The organism is Leptospira noguchii serovar Panama str. CZ214 (assembly GCF_000306255.2).
Taxonomy (GTDB): Bacteria; Spirochaetota; Leptospiria; order Leptospirales; family Leptospiraceae; genus Leptospira; species Leptospira noguchii.
Window position 1 is genome coordinate 201,753 of record NZ_AKWY02000020.1, and the last position, 19,985, is coordinate 221,737.

The window sequence follows — 19,985 nt, forward strand, 5'->3', positions numbered from 1 at the left end:
TCTACGTAAAAGTGTTGTTTGGCGACCTTCATCATAAAGTGAAAACGTATTTCGACCCATAAAGAGACATTCTGCTTAAGTTATTGAAAAACGAATTCTCCCTCTTCATACTGTTTCATGAAATGGTCGATTGAAGCAATTTTGTTAATCGCTGCTATAGAATTTTTCAAAACTATAGCAGTGTCAAACACAACAGATCGGAATATTCTATTTAGCTCAAAGATCCAATCGATTCCGCATTGGCCTCACATCACTTTATAGAATTTTACTGCTCGGAACTATAATAGATCCCGACATTTTTCGCTTAAATAAGGTTTTGCGATAAAAATTTAAAATACTCAATTTTTAGAGATCGATAAAACAACAAATTCTTAAAATCAAACTTTATGTCCAGGAACTTCTTTTTAGCTTTACCCTTGACTCGAAAAGAAATTCGTTTTACAAATCGAGTTTACTTTTTAACAGAATGTTACAATACACACTCAGTCTGATTTTATTTTTAGTTTCCCTTTTTTTTTCTTTGGCTTCCAGTCCGGAAAAAATCTACCTCAATTCGGACATACTCTATCTTCCAACCCTTGTGTTGGACGTATTTAGAGACGGGGGCGATTTTTTTTCATGGTCTTTTACTCCTTCTCCCTATTTCTTTCCAGACCTTCCGATCATTTCTATTTTGTTATTGATTTTCGAAAACGCACAAAAAGCGTTAGTCGCATTTGCATTCATACAAACGATCTTGTTTTTGGTTTTGATGGAACGTTTTTGGATTTTTGCAGAAGAGGAAATAAAACAAAAACCATTAAATCCAAAAGAAACAAAACGGATCCAATCTTGGGTATTGGTTTTAGTGTCGTTTATACTTTTAATGACAAAAAATTTTCCAGCCCTTTATATCCTATTTTTACCTTCCATCCATTTAAGCGCGTTCTTGACTTTATTATATGTCTGGCCAACGATCCACAAAACATTCCAAAAACATAAAGTATGGATTTTATCTTTATGGATCACGCTTACAATCGCATCTGATCAAATCCTAATCGTAGAATTAATCATTCCAGGAATAATGGCAGGACTATTACAATCGCGATTTTCATTCATTACTCAAACAAAAAGCGATTCCAAATGGAAACGTTTTTTACCTGAAAGTTCAAAGATCTTATTCGTATCCGGAATCGCTGGTTTAATTTTACATAGAATTTTAAAATCTTTTTTATTCATAGAAAAACCAGGAAGAATTCCAATTCAAAATTCTATAACTCAGGCAACAAAAGACGTTACTCTTTTTTTAACCCAAGCACAAACCTGGATATTTTCCGGATTTCAAGAAAACGTACCGATAGCCGCAATTCTAATTTTGATTCTAATCATTTCTTTGATAGTCGGTTTTATAAAAATTCGAAAAACGAAAACGATTTCTTTTTTATTTTTCTTTTTAGTAATACTATTTTTTTCTCCGATTTTAACCGGATCTTATATAGATGAATATAGCCTGCGTTATGCGACACCTTCCTTGATATTGGCTCCGTTTTTTTTGGCCTTTTTAGCCGGATTTCCAAAACAATTACTAACACTTTTAATTTTTATTATATTCGTATGTACAATCGGACAAAAAAAGACTCCAAACATCGAAAACACGTTTTTTAAACTTTTCCGGACAATACCACAGGAAGCGCTGTGTATAGACGAAATAACAAGAAAAACCCCGATTTATCTTGTCATTTCTGATTTTTGGACCGCAAAAAAGATTCGGGTCTTTTCCAAAGAAAAAGTCCAGTCGGTTCATGTTTCGTACGGAACATTAGAAGGTTCTCATACGATTTCAAATAGAGAATGGTATTTTAAAGATAGTTCGGGAATTATTGCGGTTTTTACGGAAGGATTAGGAGAGGATCGTTTATTGGAAATTTATGGAAGACCATTTTCCATAACCAAATGCGGAGAAAGAAAACTTTATCTCTATAAGGATGATCATCAAATAATTAAAGATACCCTACGCAGAACTTTTTTAGAAAACAAAATAAAGAAACGGTTTTGATTCCGCGGTTAAGACCACAGCAATCATAAAACCTAAAACGCTCGCAAAAGCAAATAAAACCCAAGACAGATTTTCTCTAAAATTGGAAAAAGCCCCGTATAACTCCTCTTTTTTTCCAATCCAAGTAGCCAAAAACACAAAGAACAAAATTATTAAAAACTGATTCTGCATTGTATAAGTCGGCTCGATACCGCCATGAAATGAAAATAAAGTTTTCAAAAGTCCAATCGATCCAGAAAAAGTTTTCGATCTAAAAAAAATCCAGATCAAACAAACTGAAAATATTACAAAAATATGATATACTAATTTAATGCCGCGGCTTAAAAAAGAATTTTCTTTCCAAGAAAGATTGATCGAGTCTTGGACACATTTTTCCAAAATAAGAAAAAACCCATGCAAAAAACCCCAGACTACAAAATTCCAACTTGCCCCGTGCCAAAGTCCGCCCAAAATCATAGTAATCAAAAGATTTCGATACGTAATAAAATTCGAAATACGATTTCCTCCGAGAGGGATGTAAAGATATTCCCTAAGCCAACCGGAAAGAGAAATATGCCACCTTCTCCAAAAATCTGAAAAGCTCATAGCAGTGTAAGGAAGTCTAAAATTCTCAGGTAAACGAACACCTAAAAGAAGAGCTGAGCCAATCGCGATGTCCGTATAACCCGAAAAATCGCAGTAGATCTGAATGGAATAAGAAACAACCCCCATCCAAGCAAAAAGGGTCGAAACCGATTCCGGAAATTGATAAACGAAGTCGGAAATAGTAGAAATTCTATCCGCAATCACAGTCTTCTTTACAAGACCCGAAAGAATCAACCAAAGTCCTTCTCGAATGGGAACGTATTTCCAAGAGAACATATTTTGCAAAGCGGGTAAAAGGGTTCTCGCGGAAACGATCGGACCAGCGACAAGCTGAGGGAAAAAGGAAAGAAACAACGCATAACGGAAAAAATTTTTTTCCGCCGGAATCTGTTTTCTATAAACATCTATAGAATAACTTAGCGATTGAAACGTATAAAATGAAATCCCAACCGGTAAAATTACCTTCAAACTCGGTGCGGAAAAATCCCAACCTAAAGAATGAAACAAAATCAAAAACGAATCTGTAAAAAAATGAAAGTATTTAAAAAAACCTAAAACAGAAAGATTTCCAAATAAGGAAAGAACGAGAAGAAGTTTCCGCTTTGAAAGTGTTTTTTGAAAATTCAAAGCCATTCCCACGGAATAATCTAAAACCGTAGTAAAAAGAATTAAAATTCCAAATCGATAGTCCCAAGAAAAATAAAAAAAATAACTAACACAAAGTAAAAAATAAAGAACAATCGATTTTTTTTTCAGAAAGGTCCAAGTAAGAATCCATCGAATACAACAAACGATTACAAAAAAAAGAAAGTATTGCGGAGTAGTAAAATTCATCTAAAAATCGTATCCAAAATTCGGGTAAAACAAAAAATTTTCAGCCGTTTTTCAACAGTTCCGACATTTTACGATTTGGCCAACACTACATTTTATGCAGCGCCCGAAGTAATAATAGAAGTTGTTGAAAAATTCCATAGTGGTGATTAACAAAACTGCCTCAATCTACCGTTTCCATGAAACAGATGGAGAATTAATTTTCAAAAATGGCTTACATTTTATTCTCTAATTTCTACAATTAAAAATATGATCTCGCATTCTTTTTTACTTTTTCCCTGTATAAATAACTTTTCTAAAAGAAAGTTCCTACACCATAATTCTTGTTATTTTACGCGAATTTGTGGAGAAAATTTTGGCGAATAAAAACTCAATATTGATTCCTAAATACCGGCATTCTTGATTTGACAGAGCCAAGAAAACCAGTACGGCAACACGGACTCACTTCTTTAAGGTTCGTTTGGAGAACCACAACATAATCATTCACTTCGTATTGATTATAGAGAACTTTTATTTTTTAATATGTTACCCATAAAATTCATAATTATTTTAATCTTTTATTTTAGATTATTTTTAATCCATTATTATAAATAATATTTAAGCGCGCAATAGGGGCCTATGTATTTATTTGCTTTCCAAATTAGAGATTTTGTGTACAAAATTTATGACGGCCGCAAAAACGGTAATTTGAATTTTTTAGAGACTCTGTATTTATTAAAATAGTGCAAATCTATCGCTAAAAAATTATTTAAAAGAATATGCGTCGTTATCAATTTTAAAATTTGTTTGCAAAATTGTACTTTTTCAGAGCAGTCCCCGCATTTAGAAATCAAGCTATAGCATTTTCATGTCTAAATTTTCAGAAAACGGATCATAGCTAACTTAAATTACATTTCAAAATCAATATTCGCTTCAGAATTCGAGCAGCATAAGCAGCAGGATCGCTTTATTTTAATCATTAAGCTTATTTTTATTTAATTTAAGTAGATTATTTTTAATCAAATATATGACCTTTAAATAATCACTATATAGTCCATTTATTTGCAACTCCGCAATTCGGGCAAATTGCTGAAATTTCGGCTTTTACTCTTCGACCTTTTGGAGTTTCTATTTTTCCAATCGCTACAAATTCAAAATTCACCCTTCTGGGACATAATGTCCCGCTCCGTACTTAGCAGAGCCTTCTATCATATATGAACAGGCGTGACATTTTACCCGCAATTTAATTACTTCAGCCATAGCTTTTGGCTTCTATTCTCCTAAATGTAGACGTTTCGTAAACTTATTTTCTGCCCTTTTTACATTCATATGAATTCTCATTACTCATGACAAGCTGGCATGGTTTCACATGTTCACGGTCTTGGTAGCACCGGGGCTTTAGACAAGATGCAGAATACGAAGCTTTATTTAGAACTGCCCATAAGTGGGCTTTAACAGTTCTCATTATTAGGGCGCTTATAGCTTTGCCTTTTATTTGCTTAAAATTCCGAATTATCGAAAAATTTTAGAACTGTCCCTACTATTTTCTATTCATTTGCTCATTTTTGGTCATTTATTTAGGTGGCACACCCATTTCTCTTCTTCTTGCTTACTTGAGCTATTCGCAAAAATACCAAAAAACGGACTAAAAGATTTTATACTCCTCTATTAAATTATTAATTTTTCAAAAATATATCTTTTAAAGGTACCAATTGTTATGTCTTTTTCACATATAGCACTATTCTTTATGTCGTTTACACTATGTGCTTATTTTTAGGCATTTATTTATTTGCCCATTAGCTGCCTCTTTTTATAGAAGGTCCTCTTTTATGACAAGTTTTTCGACACACAGTGACGATTATTCGACATTTAAATTTTTATTTTTTGTCCTGTGGTCAGCACAGGGACTTTTTAATGTTTTAAGGCTTTTTTAGAAGGTGTTTTTAATAAATCAGTTGTTGATGTCTGTATTTGTTTTTCAGAAGATTTAGAATTATTTACCGGTGAATCAAAATTTGTATCGATACCTTGTTTTTTATTTCTTTTAACCATATATACAAAATGTCGAATATACTGTCCGTAGGGCTCGGGTAACGTCTTTGGATCAAAGTCTAACGGATTATCCAAAAGAGATTTTACAACTACTTGGCTTAGATCTTCTTTACTGGTCATCATAATCGTTTCTAAACGTCTGCAAATCTCATAATCATTTACTTCAAGAGACATCTTTTTCATCGCATTTAACAATTTTTGAAAAGAAGATCGTTTCACTTTGGAAGCCATAAACAAAGATTTTCAACTGCGGCTTGAAAAACAAACAAATTTAGAATTTTATCCGACAACAAGATTCTGATAGAAGAAATTATCAAATTGGAAAAACAGACTTTGAAAACGAGTAAATTCGTCGTTAGTAGATACACTCAAAGGAATTTCAATTTTAATAGTAAGGCTCTTCGATCTGAATCCTTTTGCCAACACAACCTCAAAATCACTTCTTAATTTCCAAGGCAATCGATCGATGAAATTATAAACCCTGCACCAGCAGGCCTGCCAAAACGCAGATGACTCATTCTTCTGCTTCCAATCTACAACAAGTTTTTCCTTAAACTTCGTCAAAAACTGCAACCTTTCCACTTTTGCAATATGAGTGAAAAACCCTTGGTCTTCTACAATATGAAACCAGCTTTTCGTTGTATCTTTCTCTAACACAATGAAATATAAAAGATTTCCAAATAGCTTCAAATTAAATGGATTTTTCTGAAGTAAAAATACTACCGCACAGTTTTTTGGTTCAAAAAACTGACGCGCATCTAAAATGATAAAAATATCCGCTTTTTCTAAAATCGAAACTGAATTCTTTGCTAAAATTGTTATCGGATAAATAAAATTTTGTGAACTCCCGGAGGAAAAGAAAAAAGGAATATCAAAATTAAAACCGCGTAACTGATTTTCTCCAGACAAGATCGGAAACTCTTGGTCTTCTGAATCCAAAGAAGAAACTTTTTTGCGAGTTGAATCTGATAAAGTTACAACAACCGTATCTAAATTCAAAGTAAGGAAATCTTCTTGATCTAAAAGTGAAAGTGAATCAGAAACAGAAGTCAATAAAACACGGTTCACTTCCGTCTGATGAGTGGTGAGAACATCCGAAATTTCTAAAATATCATTTTCAGAAGCATACAAAGTATGGAGCAAACCAAGCCCTAAAAATGAGAGCAAGAAATGTGCCAAGAAGAATGTTTTTGTTCTAAAAAACATGGTAATTTTCTATAATTTGCCTGTTTTTCAAGAAAAAGGAAGCTTTTTTTAGTGTTTTTTGAAAGTTTTTTTAAAAAATACTTCAAGCACTTTTGCGAAAAAGACGTTTTACTCGTAGTTTCCATTCCCAGAGAATAATCCCCTTTTCTTCTTCCTGTGCACGGTCTTGTTCTTTTTCAAGAAGCGCGTAACACATACTTGCAATTTCAGGTCCAAAGTTTTTTTCAAGCTCGACTTCAAATTCGTGAATTTTCATTTCAAGAATCAACTCAGCAAGACGAAATCCTTCGTCCAAATTAAGAAGCTTTTGTTTTACTTGTTTTAACTCGTCTTTTTCAAATTCGTTTCGAATCATAACTGCAAAAAAAGTTCGAATGAAAGAAACCTCTTCCGGTTTTAATTGAAAATCCAAAAGTAGCTGTTTTACTTTTTCGAGATCCATTCTTCTTAAATGGATTCGAGCTAAAAAAACAGGATTCCCAGAATGAATATTTAAATTTCCAGAATCCATAATATCTGCAGCTCGGACTTTGTTAAAATCCACGACTCCAGATTCTTTTCCTTTATCTGTTTCGGTGGTAACTTCAGGAGCTTTATGAGAAACTACTTTTTTCCGAACGATCAACATGTTCAAAGACGGAAATCGAATTTTCAATGCGATCAAATCTTGACGCGGATACGATTCATCTAAAACAAGATGATGCATTTCTATGCCCTCATCTCTAGATCGAATCAAACCTTCACTATTTTGAAAATGATATACTACAACCGGAAGAACATCACAGTCGCTTCCACTGTTCAAAAAAATCGTTCGAACTTCGTTTCCGGAATTAGAATGTTGATATGGAATCACAAGTTTACTCTGTTTGACATTTACAAAACTCAACTCGCCCAAACGAAAATGAGAAAGATTGAATTGAGATCCCAAAAAAGCAATTCTCGGAACCGAAACTACAATCGAATTATTCTTGGAACCACGAGGAATCTCTGGTCCTTTTTGAGTAAAAACGACATAGGTCATTTTTGCCAGACGAACTTTGACTAAAAATCCACCGGGAGTTTTTCGTTCTTCATAGAGAGAATCAAGATCCACTTTAATCAATCTCCAATTGTTTAAGTTTATACTGCAAAGATCCCCTAGAAATACCAAGGGCACGAGCCATTCGAATCTGATTTCCACCAAATAATTTTTGAGCCAGAAGAATTTTCTGTCTTTCGACAGCTTCCACCGCCGTACGGAGATCAAGATCCTCAGAATCCGGAATCGTCAAAACTCGATCCCGAATTTCTTTTCGGTCTAAAATTTCAATTTCCGAACCGGAAGAACTCAAAATAGATTCTTCTAAAAGATTACGCAAGCTAGAAAGATTTTTATCAAAATTCATATTAAGAATCTTTTGTAAATTTTTTTCCGACAATCGAAGATCTTCGCGGCCCATAGACTCTTTTAGTTCTTCTAAAATCAATTGAACTAAAGAATTTATTTGAGGAGAATGGAACGAGTTCAAACTAGGAATAAAAATCGTTCTTTGCAGTAAAAATTCCCGAAACGGTTTAAAAATTTCAAAAGATTCAACTCCCTGAGTTTCCGTAAAAATCAACTTATAATCAACAGATTCTTCAGAAAGAAGTTTGAAAAAAAACTTTTGATGAATCGAAGAAAATTTTTCAGTACCTTCGATTAAAATTGAACCGGAATCAGTCATACGAATCCATTCGTCTAAAGACTTTTCCAATTTAGAAATTTGTTCTGGTAAAAACCCAATAACCAAAATTCCTTTTTCCGGACTTAGATTTCGATGCAACCATTTACCTAAAGTTTTTTTTCCAGAACCGGAAGGGCCCGAAATTCTAACCCAAGAATTTTTACTTTTGAGCCAATCTGGCAAAGGTAAAATCCCACACGCCTCCGCTAAAAATTCTCCAACACTTTCTTTTTTAAAATCGGTAGAAACCGAAGACGAAGAATGAGCGCGCAAAATAGAAACATTTGATCGAGGACTATCAGAAATTATCTTTGAAAGTAAGGCCCAAAGTGTAATAATTGCGTCGGAAGGTTTTTCTAAAAATTCGACTAGAAAAAAACCTTCTAAAAAAGAATCTCCACGAATAGCGCCGACCAAACAACCAACAGAATTTGGATGAAAAAGGTTATGTTCGGTAGAAGAAAACCAAAATGGAAAAAAATCAGAATTTGAATTAAGCCTATCCAAATTTCCAGTAGACCTGGATAAAAAAGAATAGAAAAAGCCGTCTTCACCATAACCAACGCTGGCAATTTCTTCTAAAGATCTACCCCTATCAAAACTCAGAGTAAGAACCCCGCAGACTCCGTTGGAAATACGAATCCAATCATCCAAAACATTTGAAAAATCTTCCTTTTTACTCTTAGAGGAAGAAAAATCGGAAAAGAACAGATTGAATAAAGACGGGTGCACAAAAGAAAGATGTTTAAAATTAAGCATCCTGTCAACTAAGTACAGAAGCCATGTCGGACGTCCGACACTTTGAATAAATAACAATAAATTAAAGGAAAAAATATCAATTTTAGATAAATGATTGAATATAAAAAAAGCATGTTCCCATTTGGAAATAAAGATCAAAAACAAAACGGTTTATTTAATTCTTAAAACAAAATTTATACAAATCAAATCCGACAAGATAAGGATTCAATGTCGGATATCCGACAATAGAACATAAGGTAGAATTCATGATAGTTGTATCTATAGCAAATCAAAAAGGCGGAGAAGGCAAAACTACAACTTCTCTCAATTTATCCATGGGACTGGCAAGAAGAGGAAAAAAAACCCTGCTCGTCGACATAGATCCCCAGGCAAATTCAACAGGCATTTTTACCAATCCGGAAAGTTTAGAGAAATCTATGCACGGAGTTTTTAATTCAAGAATGACAATCAAAGAAATTATGATAAAGACGAGACAACCCGATCTCTTTTTAGCACCCTCTAAAATGAATCTTGCCGAAGTAGAAACACTTTCCGGAAGCTCAGTAGACGCACCTTATATTTTAAGAGACTCACTACAAGGATTAGAAGGAATTGATTTTTGTATTATAGACTGTCCGCCCAGTTTATCTATCTTTACGATCAACGCACTGGTTGGCTCCAATTATGTATTGATCCCACTCCAAGCCGAAAAATTTTCGGTCGATGGAATCGTAGGGCTTCAACAAACGATCACTAGCATAAAAAAAAGAATTAACCCAAATTTAGAAATTTTAGGCGCTTTAGTTACACAACTCAAACCCCAGACTCTATTGACAAAAACAATCGTTCCCGTTTTGACAAAATATTTCCGAATTTTTGAAACGAGCATTTCAGATGGAGTAGCAGTCGGAGAATCTCACTTAGCTAAAAAATCAGTATTCGAATACAACAAAGTGAGCAAACAGGCCCAAGAATATGAAGGATTTATAGAGGAGTTTTTAAATGAGCTCAAAAAGTAAACGACTCGGCTCCCTCGCGGATGTCTTTCAAGCAGAAAAACTTGAAGGGACCGTTCGAAAAATTCGACTTGATAAAATACTTCCGTCGGAAAACCAACCTAGACAAGACCGAAAAAAAGGCGTAGACGACCTTGCAAGAAGTCTGGAAAAAGATGGGCTTTTACAACCAATTATCGTAACAAAACAAAATCCGGAAGACGAAAACTACAAAATTGTAGCCGGAGAAAGAAGATATCACGCAGCAAAACAATTAGGCTGGGCAGAAGTAGAATGTAAAATTTTAGACCGAGACGAAAAAGAAACATTCCGACTTGCCATAATAGAAAACCTCCAAAGAGAAAATTTATCGCCCTATGAAGAAATAGAAGCCATGTCGCATTTAAAGACAAGTTTCAAATACACAGATCAAGAATTAGGAACTCTTTTTGGAAAAAGTAGAAGTTACATGACGGAACTTCTCGGAATTTCTAACTTAAACAAAGACGAACTTAGGTCTTGTAAAGAAGCGGGAATTGAAAGTAAAAATTTACTGATCCAAGCGGTTGCGGCATCTCGAAAAGGGACTTTTTCCGAATTCCTAAATTTGTTTCAAACAGGCGCACTAAAAACAGTAAAGGACGCAAAATCTTTTAATCGGGAAGAAGAAAATTTATTCACCCCTAAAATTACAACCAACACAAACCCTAAGACATCAAATCCAAAATTAACAGAATACAAAATTACCAAAAAACAAGGCCTCATTCAAATCACCTCCCACGACGAAGCACTGTTAGGTGAAATTTTAAAATTGATAAAAAAAGAAATCCGTAAAAAATTCGGGGCTGTATAGCCTTGATGTCGCTTAACAAAATGATTAAACGACATTAAAAGTACATACAAGTACTTAGTAAAAGAAAAAATTAAAAATAAGGGAAAAATAAACCAATGGGTTGACAAACCCACTCTTGAAATGTTTAATGTGACATAATATAGTAAACGGAAATATAGTACCGCCTCTCCGATCAAGAGGCTTGAAAATATTATTTAGCGTGAGTTCGATAAAAAACGAATGTGAAAATCACAAACAAAGGTATTCAATTAGTTCACTGATAGACCTACCTACTAAAACCGAGAAATTCAAAATTCGGCTAAAATCGGACCCACGTTAATAAAATCCGGATAAAAAAATTCCCCTGGCCTGAACCAGGGGCCGGATTCTCCCGAAGGAATGTTGTTGGATGAGACATAACTATCATTATGTCAGATAATGTCAACTATCTTCGGGATTTTTGCTTAAAATTAATGTACTTTCTTATGAGGAAGGATTCCGAAAACAAATGGGTGAGCATTATCCATATATAAAATTTTTTGCAGATATAATAGAATCTGGGGTCTGGGCCAACTTATCTTCGGCAGCCAAAACACTCTATTTAGTGCTGCTTAAATTTAGTGATCAGCATTTTAAACCAGTTTGGCCGAGTACAGAAGTGCTACTAAAATTAACCGGCTTTAAAACAAAAAAGTCAATCATACAAGGAAAGAGAGATCTGATTCAGGCGGGGTTACTTCAAGTTACTCCAGGAACGGGGCATACAAGTTCACGGTATTATTTCTGCTTTAACTATGCGGGATCCAAAATACCACCCCAGGGGTATAATTTTGGAAACCCAGGGGGTGGGAGAAAAGAAACCCAGGGGGTGGGAGAAAATGGCTCTCAGGGGTTCGGGGAAGTAGCCCCAAACCATATAAACATAACAATCACTAATAACCAGCACCAAGAACCAGAAAAAAGAAAGAAACAAGTAAGTTTAGATGAATTAGAGAAAGAATACGGATCAGTGACTTTAACAGAAGCATTTTCTATAGCCAAAGGACGTGGAATGGAGACAAACTTAAGGTATGTGCAGGGAATATGTAAAAACCTAACAAAAACAAAAGACAATTCTATGCCAGAATTTAATCAAAATCAAGGAACATACGAGGAAAAGGAGACGACTTGGAACGGATTTTTACGTTGGTCAAAAGATCGATTGACTAAATCCAGTATAGAAACACTAGAAAAAATAAGAGTAGAACCAGATGGAAGAACACTTTGCATCTTAGATCCAGTAACCGAATCCTTGCGGATGATTATAGCAAAGTACTTCACAGAGGAAATCCATCCTCCGATATTGGTTATATTTTCCGCGAAAAACGAAGAAAATCGAATTACTTCCACAAAACACTAAAAAGAAAACCAGGAAAATCTTGAATGAATTCTGAATCAATTCGAATCAGCCACCCCGGTTTGATCAAAATCCGTGAAATCAAATCTGCAGGAACCTACGACCTAAAAGATGGAAAATTACTACGTTATTCCGAAGTCAAAAATTCACCGGGAATTTCTTCGTTAACGCTTCATTTTGAAAGTATATCTAGTCTAAATCAAATTCGTCTTCATTCGAATTCTCAAGAAATCGCTTTTTTCCCAGATACGTTTCGATTTGAAATTTCTATGGATGGAATTGTTTGGGAACCAATTTTACAAGAGACTGGATTCAAACGTTTGAATCAAAAAACGGGGCAATGGAATTTTTCACTCGTTCAAGCTAAATACCTGAAATTAATCAGTCAGGTTTCGGAAAAAGACAATTTAGGGAAATATAAAATTTCTCTTGGCCAGTTGGAAGTTGGGATTTCAGGAATCGTTAAAATCCAAGTCAGTTCAGAGCAGGATCGATTTTGGGTAAAAGAAAATTTAATAGACCAAAGACCTGACTATGGTTGGTCTTCTAAAGAAGTTTCAAAACCAGGAGAAGAATTTTTTCTAATCGACCTGGGATCTATTAGTCGAGTAAACGAATTACGTCTTTTTACTCCAAAACTGGATCCAACTTTTTTCCCAGAAAGTTTTACGGTTTATTATAGCGAAGACGATCTTTCTTGGAATCAATTGTTGGAAGAAAGCCAATTTCTGTCTGAGCCAGGAGTCTGGTATCAATGGAGGTTTTTGCCGACTAACGTACGTTATTTGAAGTTAGTCGCTCGACAAAAAGAGAAAAAAAATCAGGAATTTTACCAAACTAAAATTGTAGAATTGGAATTATATGCAACTCCACATCTCAGTGATTTAACAAATAAGCCCACCGCAGAGCCTCTACCCTACGCCACGGTTCTAAGATCCGGATTGGTGCGTCTTGCTGTGGATGGAGAAAATTCGGAAGGGGCCGCGGTTCAATCAAACGATCGAAGACTTAGAGACGCTTCTACTGAATATAAAGGAATTGTAGAACTTGCCGGAGATGGAGAAGAAAAAGAAGGGCTTGTAGTTCAAGGAAATGATAAACGGCTGAAACACGCTACTGAGATGGCTTATGGTTTGGTTCGGCTGGCGTCCAATGGCGAAAATCGGGCGGAACGAGTTGTGCAGGGAAATGATGACCGTTTGCGAACAGCTACTGTGTCCAGTCTTGGGATTGTAGAATTGGCGGAGAATGGAGAAACAAAAGAAGGCGTTGTAGTTCAAGGAAACGACGATCGGTTGAAAATTGCCACGTCGAAAAAATATGGATTGGTAATTCTTTCGGAATCAGGTGCAGCTGAGCCGGGAAAGGTGATTACTGCGGATGACCCTAGGTTAAGAAAGGCCAGTACGGAATTTCCCGGTATTGTACGTTTTGCAAAAAATGGAGAAGAATCCTCAGAGGCTGCGGTTCAAGGAAATGATAAACGACTAAAAATCGCCACAACCGAAGCATACGGGATTGTTCAATTGGCACAATCGGGTGAATCGAAAGAAGGAGTTGTGGTTCAAGGAAATGATAAACGACTTCGAAGTGCCACTACTTCTTATCCTGGAATTGTAGAATTTGCAACCCTTGGTAATTCAGTGCCCGGAAAAGTAGTTTCTGCAGATGATCCTAGATTATCTGATAAAAGAGAACCTAAACCGCACACTCACGATTATGCACCTATTGGCCATGACTTTAGTTCTCATACAGGTTTGCTGAAAGTAAAAGGAAATACTGAGGCGGCTTATACAAATATTTCTCCTCCTCCGGAAAATCATTCTCCAATTTACGGAAAAAATGAAAGTGAAAAAGGAGCCGGAGTTGTAGGTGTTGCACGAAACACAGGACTGATTGGTTATGGAGAAAAATTTGGGGTTCGAGGAGATTCTTCTTCGGCAGATAAAGATTCTGCAGGTATGATTGGCCTCGCCAAACACGGGTTTGGTGGAATTTTTCATTCCAGATCAGGAGTTGCTCTTTTAGCGACAGGAAAAGGAATTCCTTCTTTGGGAGAAACCGGATCTGGAAAGGCTTTTCTTGCGGAAGGAGAATCGGAGTTTTTTGGTACTGTTCGTATTTCGACAGGAAAAAGTGCGGATTGTATTGCGAGATTTTTTCCTGTAAATCCATCGGATGTAATTTCCGAGGGAGATATTTTGGTGATGGGAGAAGACGGTAGGTTGCAAAAAGCGAAATCGGCTAACGCAACGCATACGATCGGAGTCGCCGTGAAATCGGCAGCGCTTCTGTTTGGTGGTGGGCCTGCTTCTAATGAACCTCATTGGTTAGTTGCGGTTTCAGGAGTTACGACCGTAAATGCGGACGCATCTTCCTATCCGATTCAACCAGGGAATTTATTGGTGACCGGTTTGACCGGTGGGCACGCTGTCCGAATTTCGGCGGAATCTTTGCGTCCAGGTTCACTTTTCGGAAAAGCTCTGACTTCTCTTCGTAGTGGCCGAGGACAAATCCAAATCCTTCTTTGTTTTCAATAATCGGGAGTTTATGAAAAAGGTATCTGAAATTTACGGTTCCGCAAAAGGGCCGGTGTATTCTTTTGAATTCTTTCCTCCAAAAACTCCAGAAGGAGATTTGAAATTGATGGAGACCATGAAGGAATTGTCTCTACTCGATCCGGATTTCGTTACGGTTACTTATGGAGCGGGAGGTTCTACAAGAGACAAAACCGTACAAATTTTATCTCAGATTTCTAAGAATTATTCTATCCCTACGGTTTCTCATTTCACTTGTGTAGGTGCTAATAAAGATCAGATTCTTGAGACTTTGAAAGGAATCCGATCGTCTGGGATTGTAAATCTGATGGCATTGCGAGGAGATCCACCGAAGGGAGAAGGAGAATTTAAAAAAGTAGAAAATGGTTTTGGGAACGCGACGGAACTCATTTCTTTTATTCGCTCTGAAAAGTTAGATTTTTGTATCGGCGGAGGTTGTTATCCTGAAAAACATCCGAACGCAAAAACTTTAGAAGAAGACGTGAAGAATTTAAAACTAAAAGTAGATGCAGGAACTGATTTTTTAGTATCTCAGCTTTTTTTTGTGAATTCTATTTTTGAAAACTTTTTGAATTTAGTCAGAAAGGTCGGAATTCAAGTTCCTGTTATTCCGGGAATTATGCCGATCACTTCTTTTTCTCAGATAGATAGATTTCGTTCTATGGCCGGTTGTGAGTTCCCCTCTTCTCTCATCCAAGATTTGCAAGAAGTAGAACATCGCCCTGAGGAATTTTACAGAAGGAGTTTAAACTTTTCTGTAAAACAATGTAAGGAGTTGTTGGCGATGGGAGTTCCTGGAATCCATCTTTATACTCTCAATCAATCGCACGCTAGTTACGACATTGTAAGAGAACTCAAAGGTGAATCTGTTTAAAAGTTTTGTGTCTGGCTGTCCTTATGGTGTGTAATCGAATATTATAAATTTTGATATGAACTTTCGTTTTGAAAGTAAGATTAGATACTAACAAGAGTCAACTCCTATCAGGTATTTAAGAACAATCAAGGTTGTTCAAATATAACATAACCGATCGTTGTGGCTGTATGAGTTTCGATTCTTTTCGCTTAATGCGTGTTTGTTGTAAACAATTAGAAAAAGTATGAGTTCTAGATAACTTATTATATAGTTTTCGACAATAGATGAAAAATATAAACCACTTTTAAAAGTGATAGTTTTTTGTTTGATTTAAAAGAGTTCTTTTTCTTTTCCAGGTGGTAAAAAACCTGCGTTTACGCCTTTTTGATACAATGTGAGAATTGCGTCTTTACCTTCACTTCCAAGGGAACGAGTGAATTGGTTCACATAAAGATCGATGTGCGAGTCTACAACTTCTCGTGTAGTATCCTGAGAATGTTTGAGTATGTATTCATAAGTGGCTTCTCGATTTTTATAAGCAAGGTCCAGGCTTAACTTTAAAGCGGAGTCGAAATTTTCTTTCCATTTGTTTTCTATCTCTCTTTGGAATGCAATGGCGCCTAACGGAATAGGTTTGCCTGTGGTTTCTTCCCACCACTCGCCTAAGTCTTGTAATTTGGTTAAACCTTGTCTTTCATAGGTGAATCTTTCTTCATGAATTAAAACTCCTAAATCTGATTCGCCTGACAAAAGAAGTGGAATAATTTTGTCGTAACGAACCGGGATTGGATGGAAATCATTGTTTAGAAAAAGTTTTAGAAGAAGATTTGCGGTCGTCAATTCTCCTGGAATGAGAATTTTTTTCCCTTTGGGGTTTCCCGGTTTTTTTTCTTTTTTATAAACGAGTATAGGCCCGCAATTTCTGCCCAGTGCGGAACCCGAATCTAATATAGAATATCGATCCATAACTGAAAAATACGCCGCGAAAGAAAGTTTTGTTACTTGGTATTTTCCTTGGAGTGCGGCTCGGTTTAATTGTTCTACATCGTGAAGTTCTTCGCGAACTTGAAATTGTTCCGTCGCTCTACCTTTTGTTAGGTGGTAAAATAAAAATGTATCGTTTGGACAAGGGGAATAGGCTAAACTGAATTCCATATTTTTACTAGGTTTTAACTTTTTGTCTTAAAAAGAAAGTCTCTTCTTGCAATCTTATTTTTCCTAAATTTGTAGTACTTCCTAGAAAGAATAGCTGTAAAAACCGCTTGTGTTTTTGATAGAAAAAATTTTCAAAAGTTGGAATGACTACAAATAATCGGTTTGCGTTTTTGTAACATTCATTTTTCTTAATTTACTTGTTTAAGCGCAGAAAACGGTATCAAAAAATGAAGAGTGATTTTACAAAAATACAAATTCCCTAAAAACTGCGTCTGATTCAAAATGAGCGTCTTTTTTGAAATGATTCGACATTTTAACTTTTGAAACAAGTTCGTCATAATATTCTTTTTATACATCTGAGTAGTAATTTCAAAGTTTGGAGTATTGCCGCAGAATAAGGTCTGGATTTATTATGAGTTCCTACAATTATTTTACAAATAAACTTTTTGTAAAATGTGGTAGTGCCCATATCTAACTTTTTCACAGAAGATTTTAATTTTCGTAAAAACTTCAAAGTAACATTTATAGTACCACGATCTTTATCACAAACCGCTGTTTCGCGTAAGTTCTATAGAACCCCGATGCGAAAGCGATTGAAGCATAGGGAACTCAAGCCACACTCTCGTTCGACAGATCGCGTTGGAAACTCAACACAACGCTTACTATGGATCGCGTTCTAAGCGAAAGTTTTACAGAGGATTTGTCGTAATTTCCACAGATTTACTACTCGGACACATAAATAGAATACTTGGGTTGATTGTTTCAAAAATTTGAATGTTTTGGTCTTGCTCTAAAATGCCGTAAATCGCGAATTTGCAGCATTTTTTAAATACTGCTATTTTTTTGCAAATTCGGTCGTTAATAACTTGGTACTATCTTCATACGTCCGAGTAGTAATATTGAGATCCAAATACTTGTGGGGTTGGTTATGATAAGGAACAACATTGAGTTTTTTATTCGACAAAATTTTCTTACACCGTTACGTTAAAATTTCTTCATAAACCGTTCCGTTTGGAAAGTTCGCAGAACTGTTTTCTGGTATGGACATTCTTTTATTGGACGACGGTCAAAAAATTGAATCTGCTTTGGTAGAAGATTCTGTTGGTACAGATTCTCTTTTAGTTCCAGATGTTTATTGGAATCGTTTGAATCTTCAAGAAAGAAAAGCGCTTCGGGGTAAACTTCCTTTTTTATTGAGAAAATATTCTAAGCAGATCGCTTCTATGAAACGTCTTCATAACCGGGCGGGTAAAATCAAATACAATCGGGACGTTGGTAAAATGAAGAAGTTTAGTATTCGGGTTCATACCGGTGTTTGGGCTACTTTAGGTGTGTTGGCGGCGGCTCATGGGGTTTCGAGGTGTTATCTTTTTAATTACATGCTTTGGCTGGAGGACCTTGGTGGAAAGAAGGATTTTTTTGTGAAAAGTTTGAACCGGGGAGTTCCTAGCTTTCACTGGACTTACGAAATGACTTGGAAGATCAACAGGAGACAAAATCTAATCTCAAGAGAATTACAATTTGAACCAAACCCAATGACAGATAAATACCCATACTACCTAAAAGAATAAAAATCACTCAGATTTAATATAAAAGAATTCTAATTCTTCTATAAAAAGGATCGGACCAGGAACCAAAAGAAATTTCTTATTACACACCTATTTAAATGTGAATTTGGCATGACGCGAAAGGGATTGATGTGTTAAACTTAAGCCGCGCTCCCTCAAGCTCAGCGTCTCGCTTCTATTGGCGCTCGACAGATCGCGTTCTATAAATTGTAATTTAAGACCAAATGCCGTATTACATTTCTTTCATGCAATTGATTGACTGTAGCTGAAAGTGTAGTCCTGTTTTCTTTCGTTGAATTCACAGAATTCCTTTTTGGATTTATGAGCCTTTAAAGTTCAATAAAAAAAGAGACATTTTAATTGTAAAAAATTACGTTTAGAGGATTTTTGAATTAGAAAAATTATTCTCTAAATTTTTAGATCTTGGTGGATTGAAAAAATCCATGTATTTTGACCCTACTCAAATTCATACCATCGCAGTCGACTTGGACGGAACACTTCTCAATTCTAAAAGTAGAATTTCTCCTTTAACGTATTCGGTTCTTCAAAAAGCGATCGACCAAGGAAAAAACTTGGTGATCGCCACCGGAAGAAGATTCTATTCCACTTTTGGATTTGCAAAAGAATTCAAAGGAGAGGTTCATGTGGTGTCCAACAACGGCCAGATTTTACGTAAGTCTCCGAGTGCGGAAAGAATTTCCGAAAGCTACTTGGGATTAGAAGCCGTTCGAAAAATTCTTCAAATAGGAAAAGAGTTTCATACTCCTCCCATCTTACACGTGGATCAATTCGAAGAAGGGGTGGACATGCTTACCGAAATTCCGATTACCGGCAAAGTATATCATAATTATTCCGGTGGAGATCATTCTAGAACCAAGGCGGTCGGAGATTTTCTTTCTACAGATCTTGAAAAAATTTTAGTCATCTGTTTTCTTTCTCTTCATAAAGAAGATTTAGATTCCCTCATTCGTAAAATTCATTCTTTAACGGAGTCCTGTGAATTTAGATGTATTCTCACTAAAATTCCTGGGGTTTCTTATTGTGTGGAAATCATCAATGTCTCTGTATCTAAGTGGTCCGGTATTTCTAGATTTCTTTCCTTAAAAGGTTTGGACGGAAAAGGTGTTATTTCTTTCGGAGATGAAAGAAATGATCTTGAAATGATCCTTCATTCTGGTGTTGGTTTTGCGATGAAAAATGCAATTCCTGAAATCAAAAAGTCCGCGAGGAACGTTACGCGATACAGTAATGAAGAAGATGGAGTCGCTCTGGCTTTAGTGGAAAATCGGGTTGTTCTTTTTTGAAGTAGAAGACGGTGCTGCGTCGCAACTTTTACATACTCCGTTATAACAACCAAAGTCTTCTTCTTTTAAGTTAGTCGGTTTGCCGACCAGTTCTTGGATAACGGATAATAATGGAAAAAAAAGTCGAATTGCCGTTAGACTAACGATTCCATATACGATCCAATCCTGAATTTGCAAACTTAGGTGCATAAG

The 19,985-nt window shown here is 35.8% G+C and carries 15 protein-coding genes and 1 pseudogene; 8 read left to right on the plus strand and 8 right to left on the minus strand.

The annotated features are described in order from the left end of the window. Window positions 1-466: 466 nt before the first annotated feature. Window positions 467-2,035, plus strand: coding sequence for a hypothetical protein (locus LEP1GSC059_RS09650; protein WP_017213431.1), 1,569 nt, complete (start codon window positions 467-469; stop codon window positions 2,033-2,035). Here the strand turns inward: LEP1GSC059_RS09650 and LEP1GSC059_RS09655 are convergent. From LEP1GSC059_RS09655 to LEP1GSC059_RS09680, 6 genes and pseudogenes are all read right to left on the minus strand, one after another. Continuing rightward, window positions 2,006-3,454: an MBOAT family O-acyltransferase gene (locus tag LEP1GSC059_RS09655; RefSeq protein WP_020980671.1), complete on the minus strand. Its 1,449-nt coding sequence runs from the start codon at window positions 3,452-3,454 to the stop codon at window positions 2,006-2,008. The two genes, LEP1GSC059_RS09650 and LEP1GSC059_RS09655, sit on opposite strands and share 30 nt — an antisense overlap. Window positions 3,455-4,475: 1,021 nt before the next feature. Beyond that, a pseudogene (locus LEP1GSC059_RS23645) lies at window positions 4,476-4,690 on the minus strand (hypothetical protein). Window positions 4,691-5,341: 651 nt separating this feature from the next. Then, window positions 5,342-5,713, minus strand: a complete 372-nt coding sequence (locus LEP1GSC059_RS09660; protein ID WP_002179690.1) for a phosphatidylinositol phospholipase — start codon at window positions 5,711-5,713, stop codon at window positions 5,342-5,344. A 48-nt stretch (window positions 5,714-5,761) separates the two neighbouring features. Next, entirely contained in the window at window positions 5,762-6,688 is a 927-nt protein-coding gene (locus tag LEP1GSC059_RS09665) for a hypothetical protein (RefSeq protein ID WP_061231616.1), read from the minus strand. An 82-nt stretch (window positions 6,689-6,770) separates the two neighbouring features. Further along, window positions 6,771-7,781 (minus strand): hypothetical protein, encoded by a 1,011-nt coding sequence (locus LEP1GSC059_RS09675; RefSeq protein WP_002179898.1) that lies wholly within the window; start codon window positions 7,779-7,781, stop codon window positions 6,771-6,773. A 1-nt stretch (window position 7,782) separates the two neighbouring features. After that, window positions 7,783-9,153, minus strand: a complete 1,371-nt coding sequence (locus LEP1GSC059_RS09680) for a helix-turn-helix domain-containing protein (protein ID WP_020980712.1) — start codon at window positions 9,151-9,153, stop codon at window positions 7,783-7,785. A 245-nt stretch (window positions 9,154-9,398) separates the two neighbouring features. Between LEP1GSC059_RS09680 and LEP1GSC059_RS09685 the strand changes: the two genes are divergently transcribed. The 5 genes from LEP1GSC059_RS09685 to metF all read left to right on the plus strand — a co-directional run bounded on the left by LEP1GSC059_RS09685 (window position 9,399) and on the right by metF (window position 15,787). Beyond that, on the plus strand, window positions 9,399-10,151 hold the full coding sequence (locus tag LEP1GSC059_RS09685) for a ParA family protein (RefSeq protein WP_002179679.1): 753 nt from the start codon (window positions 9,399-9,401) through the stop codon (window positions 10,149-10,151). After that, window positions 10,135-10,980: a ParB/RepB/Spo0J family partition protein gene (locus tag LEP1GSC059_RS09690; protein ID WP_017213423.1), complete on the plus strand. Its 846-nt coding sequence runs from the start codon at window positions 10,135-10,137 to the stop codon at window positions 10,978-10,980. The genes LEP1GSC059_RS09685 and LEP1GSC059_RS09690 overlap by 17 nt, the downstream gene beginning before the upstream one ends. A gap of 487 nt (window positions 10,981-11,467) precedes the next feature. Beyond that, window positions 11,468-12,358 (plus strand): helix-turn-helix domain-containing protein, encoded by an 891-nt coding sequence (locus LEP1GSC059_RS09695; protein ID WP_020980699.1) that lies wholly within the window; start codon window positions 11,468-11,470, stop codon window positions 12,356-12,358. A gap of 23 nt (window positions 12,359-12,381) precedes the next feature. Continuing rightward, window positions 12,382-14,895 (plus strand): discoidin domain-containing protein, encoded by a 2,514-nt coding sequence (locus tag LEP1GSC059_RS09700; RefSeq protein ID WP_020980731.1) that lies wholly within the window; start codon window positions 12,382-12,384, stop codon window positions 14,893-14,895. 10 nt (window positions 14,896-14,905) lie between these two features. Beyond that, window positions 14,906-15,787: a methylenetetrahydrofolate reductase [NAD(P)H] gene (gene metF / locus LEP1GSC059_RS09705; protein ID WP_017213420.1), complete on the plus strand. Its 882-nt coding sequence runs from the start codon at window positions 14,906-14,908 to the stop codon at window positions 15,785-15,787. A gap of 309 nt (window positions 15,788-16,096) precedes the next feature. On the opposite strand, the gene LEP1GSC059_RS09710 is transcribed toward metF, so the two are convergent. Continuing rightward, window positions 16,097-16,921: a 1,4-dihydroxy-6-naphtoate synthase gene (locus LEP1GSC059_RS09710; RefSeq protein WP_020980690.1), complete on the minus strand. Its 825-nt coding sequence runs from the start codon at window positions 16,919-16,921 to the stop codon at window positions 16,097-16,099. 1,040 nt (window positions 16,922-17,961) lie between these two features. On the opposite strand from LEP1GSC059_RS09710, the gene LEP1GSC059_RS09715 reads away from it, so the two are divergent. After that, on the plus strand, window positions 17,962-18,492 hold the full coding sequence (locus LEP1GSC059_RS09715) for a DUF1564 domain-containing protein (RefSeq protein WP_017213419.1): 531 nt from the start codon (window positions 17,962-17,964) through the stop codon (window positions 18,490-18,492). A 440-nt stretch (window positions 18,493-18,932) separates the two neighbouring features. Beyond that, a complete protein-coding gene (locus tag LEP1GSC059_RS09720; protein ID WP_017213418.1) occupies window positions 18,933-19,793 on the plus strand; it encodes a Cof-type HAD-IIB family hydrolase in 861 nt (286 codons plus the stop codon). Here LEP1GSC059_RS09720 and LEP1GSC059_RS09725 read toward each other — a convergent pair. Next, complete coding sequence (locus LEP1GSC059_RS09725; RefSeq protein WP_036057411.1) at window positions 19,764-19,982, minus strand: hypothetical protein; 219 nt, start codon at window positions 19,980-19,982, stop codon at window positions 19,764-19,766. The genes LEP1GSC059_RS09720 and LEP1GSC059_RS09725 overlap by 30 nt on opposite strands. Window positions 19,983-19,985: the final 3 nt, after the last annotated feature.

What these genes read in the sequence shown, in the direction of transcription:
- LEP1GSC059_RS09680 (WP_020980712.1), bottom strand. Translation starts at nt 9,153, where the DNA reads ATGCTTAATTTTAAACATCTTTCTTTTGTGCACCCGTCTTTATTCAAT.
- LEP1GSC059_RS09685 (WP_002179679.1), top strand. Translation starts at nt 9,399, where the DNA reads ATGATAGTTGTATCTATAGCAAATCAAAAAGGCGGAGAAGGCAAAACT.
- LEP1GSC059_RS09700 (WP_020980731.1), top strand. Translation starts at nt 12,382, where the DNA reads ATGAATTCTGAATCAATTCGAATCAGCCACCCCGGTTTGATCAAAATC.
- metF (WP_017213420.1), top strand. Translation starts at nt 14,906, where the DNA reads ATGAAAAAGGTATCTGAAATTTACGGTTCCGCAAAAGGGCCGGTGTAT.
- LEP1GSC059_RS09655 (WP_020980671.1), bottom strand. Translation starts at nt 3,454, where the DNA reads ATGAATTTTACTACTCCGCAATACTTTCTTTTTTTTGTAATCGTTTGT.
- LEP1GSC059_RS09650 (WP_017213431.1), top strand. Translation starts at nt 467, where the DNA reads ATGTTACAATACACACTCAGTCTGATTTTATTTTTAGTTTCCCTTTTT.
- LEP1GSC059_RS09690 (WP_017213423.1), top strand. Translation starts at nt 10,135, where the DNA reads ATGAGCTCAAAAAGTAAACGACTCGGCTCCCTCGCGGATGTCTTTCAA.
- LEP1GSC059_RS09665 (WP_061231616.1), bottom strand. Translation starts at nt 6,688, where the DNA reads ATGTTTTTTAGAACAAAAACATTCTTCTTGGCACATTTCTTGCTCTCA.
- LEP1GSC059_RS09710 (WP_020980690.1), bottom strand. Translation starts at nt 16,921, where the DNA reads ATGGAATTCAGTTTAGCCTATTCCCCTTGTCCAAACGATACATTTTTA.
- LEP1GSC059_RS09720 (WP_017213418.1), top strand. Translation starts at nt 18,933, where the DNA reads ATGTATTTTGACCCTACTCAAATTCATACCATCGCAGTCGACTTGGAC.
- LEP1GSC059_RS09715 (WP_017213419.1), top strand. Translation starts at nt 17,962, where the DNA reads ATGGACATTCTTTTATTGGACGACGGTCAAAAAATTGAATCTGCTTTG.
- LEP1GSC059_RS09725 (WP_036057411.1), bottom strand. Translation starts at nt 19,982, where the DNA reads ATGCACCTAAGTTTGCAAATTCAGGATTGGATCGTATATGGAATCGTT.
- LEP1GSC059_RS09695 (WP_020980699.1), top strand. Translation starts at nt 11,468, where the DNA reads ATGGGTGAGCATTATCCATATATAAAATTTTTTGCAGATATAATAGAA.
- LEP1GSC059_RS09660 (WP_002179690.1), bottom strand. Translation starts at nt 5,713, where the DNA reads ATGGCTTCCAAAGTGAAACGATCTTCTTTTCAAAAATTGTTAAATGCG.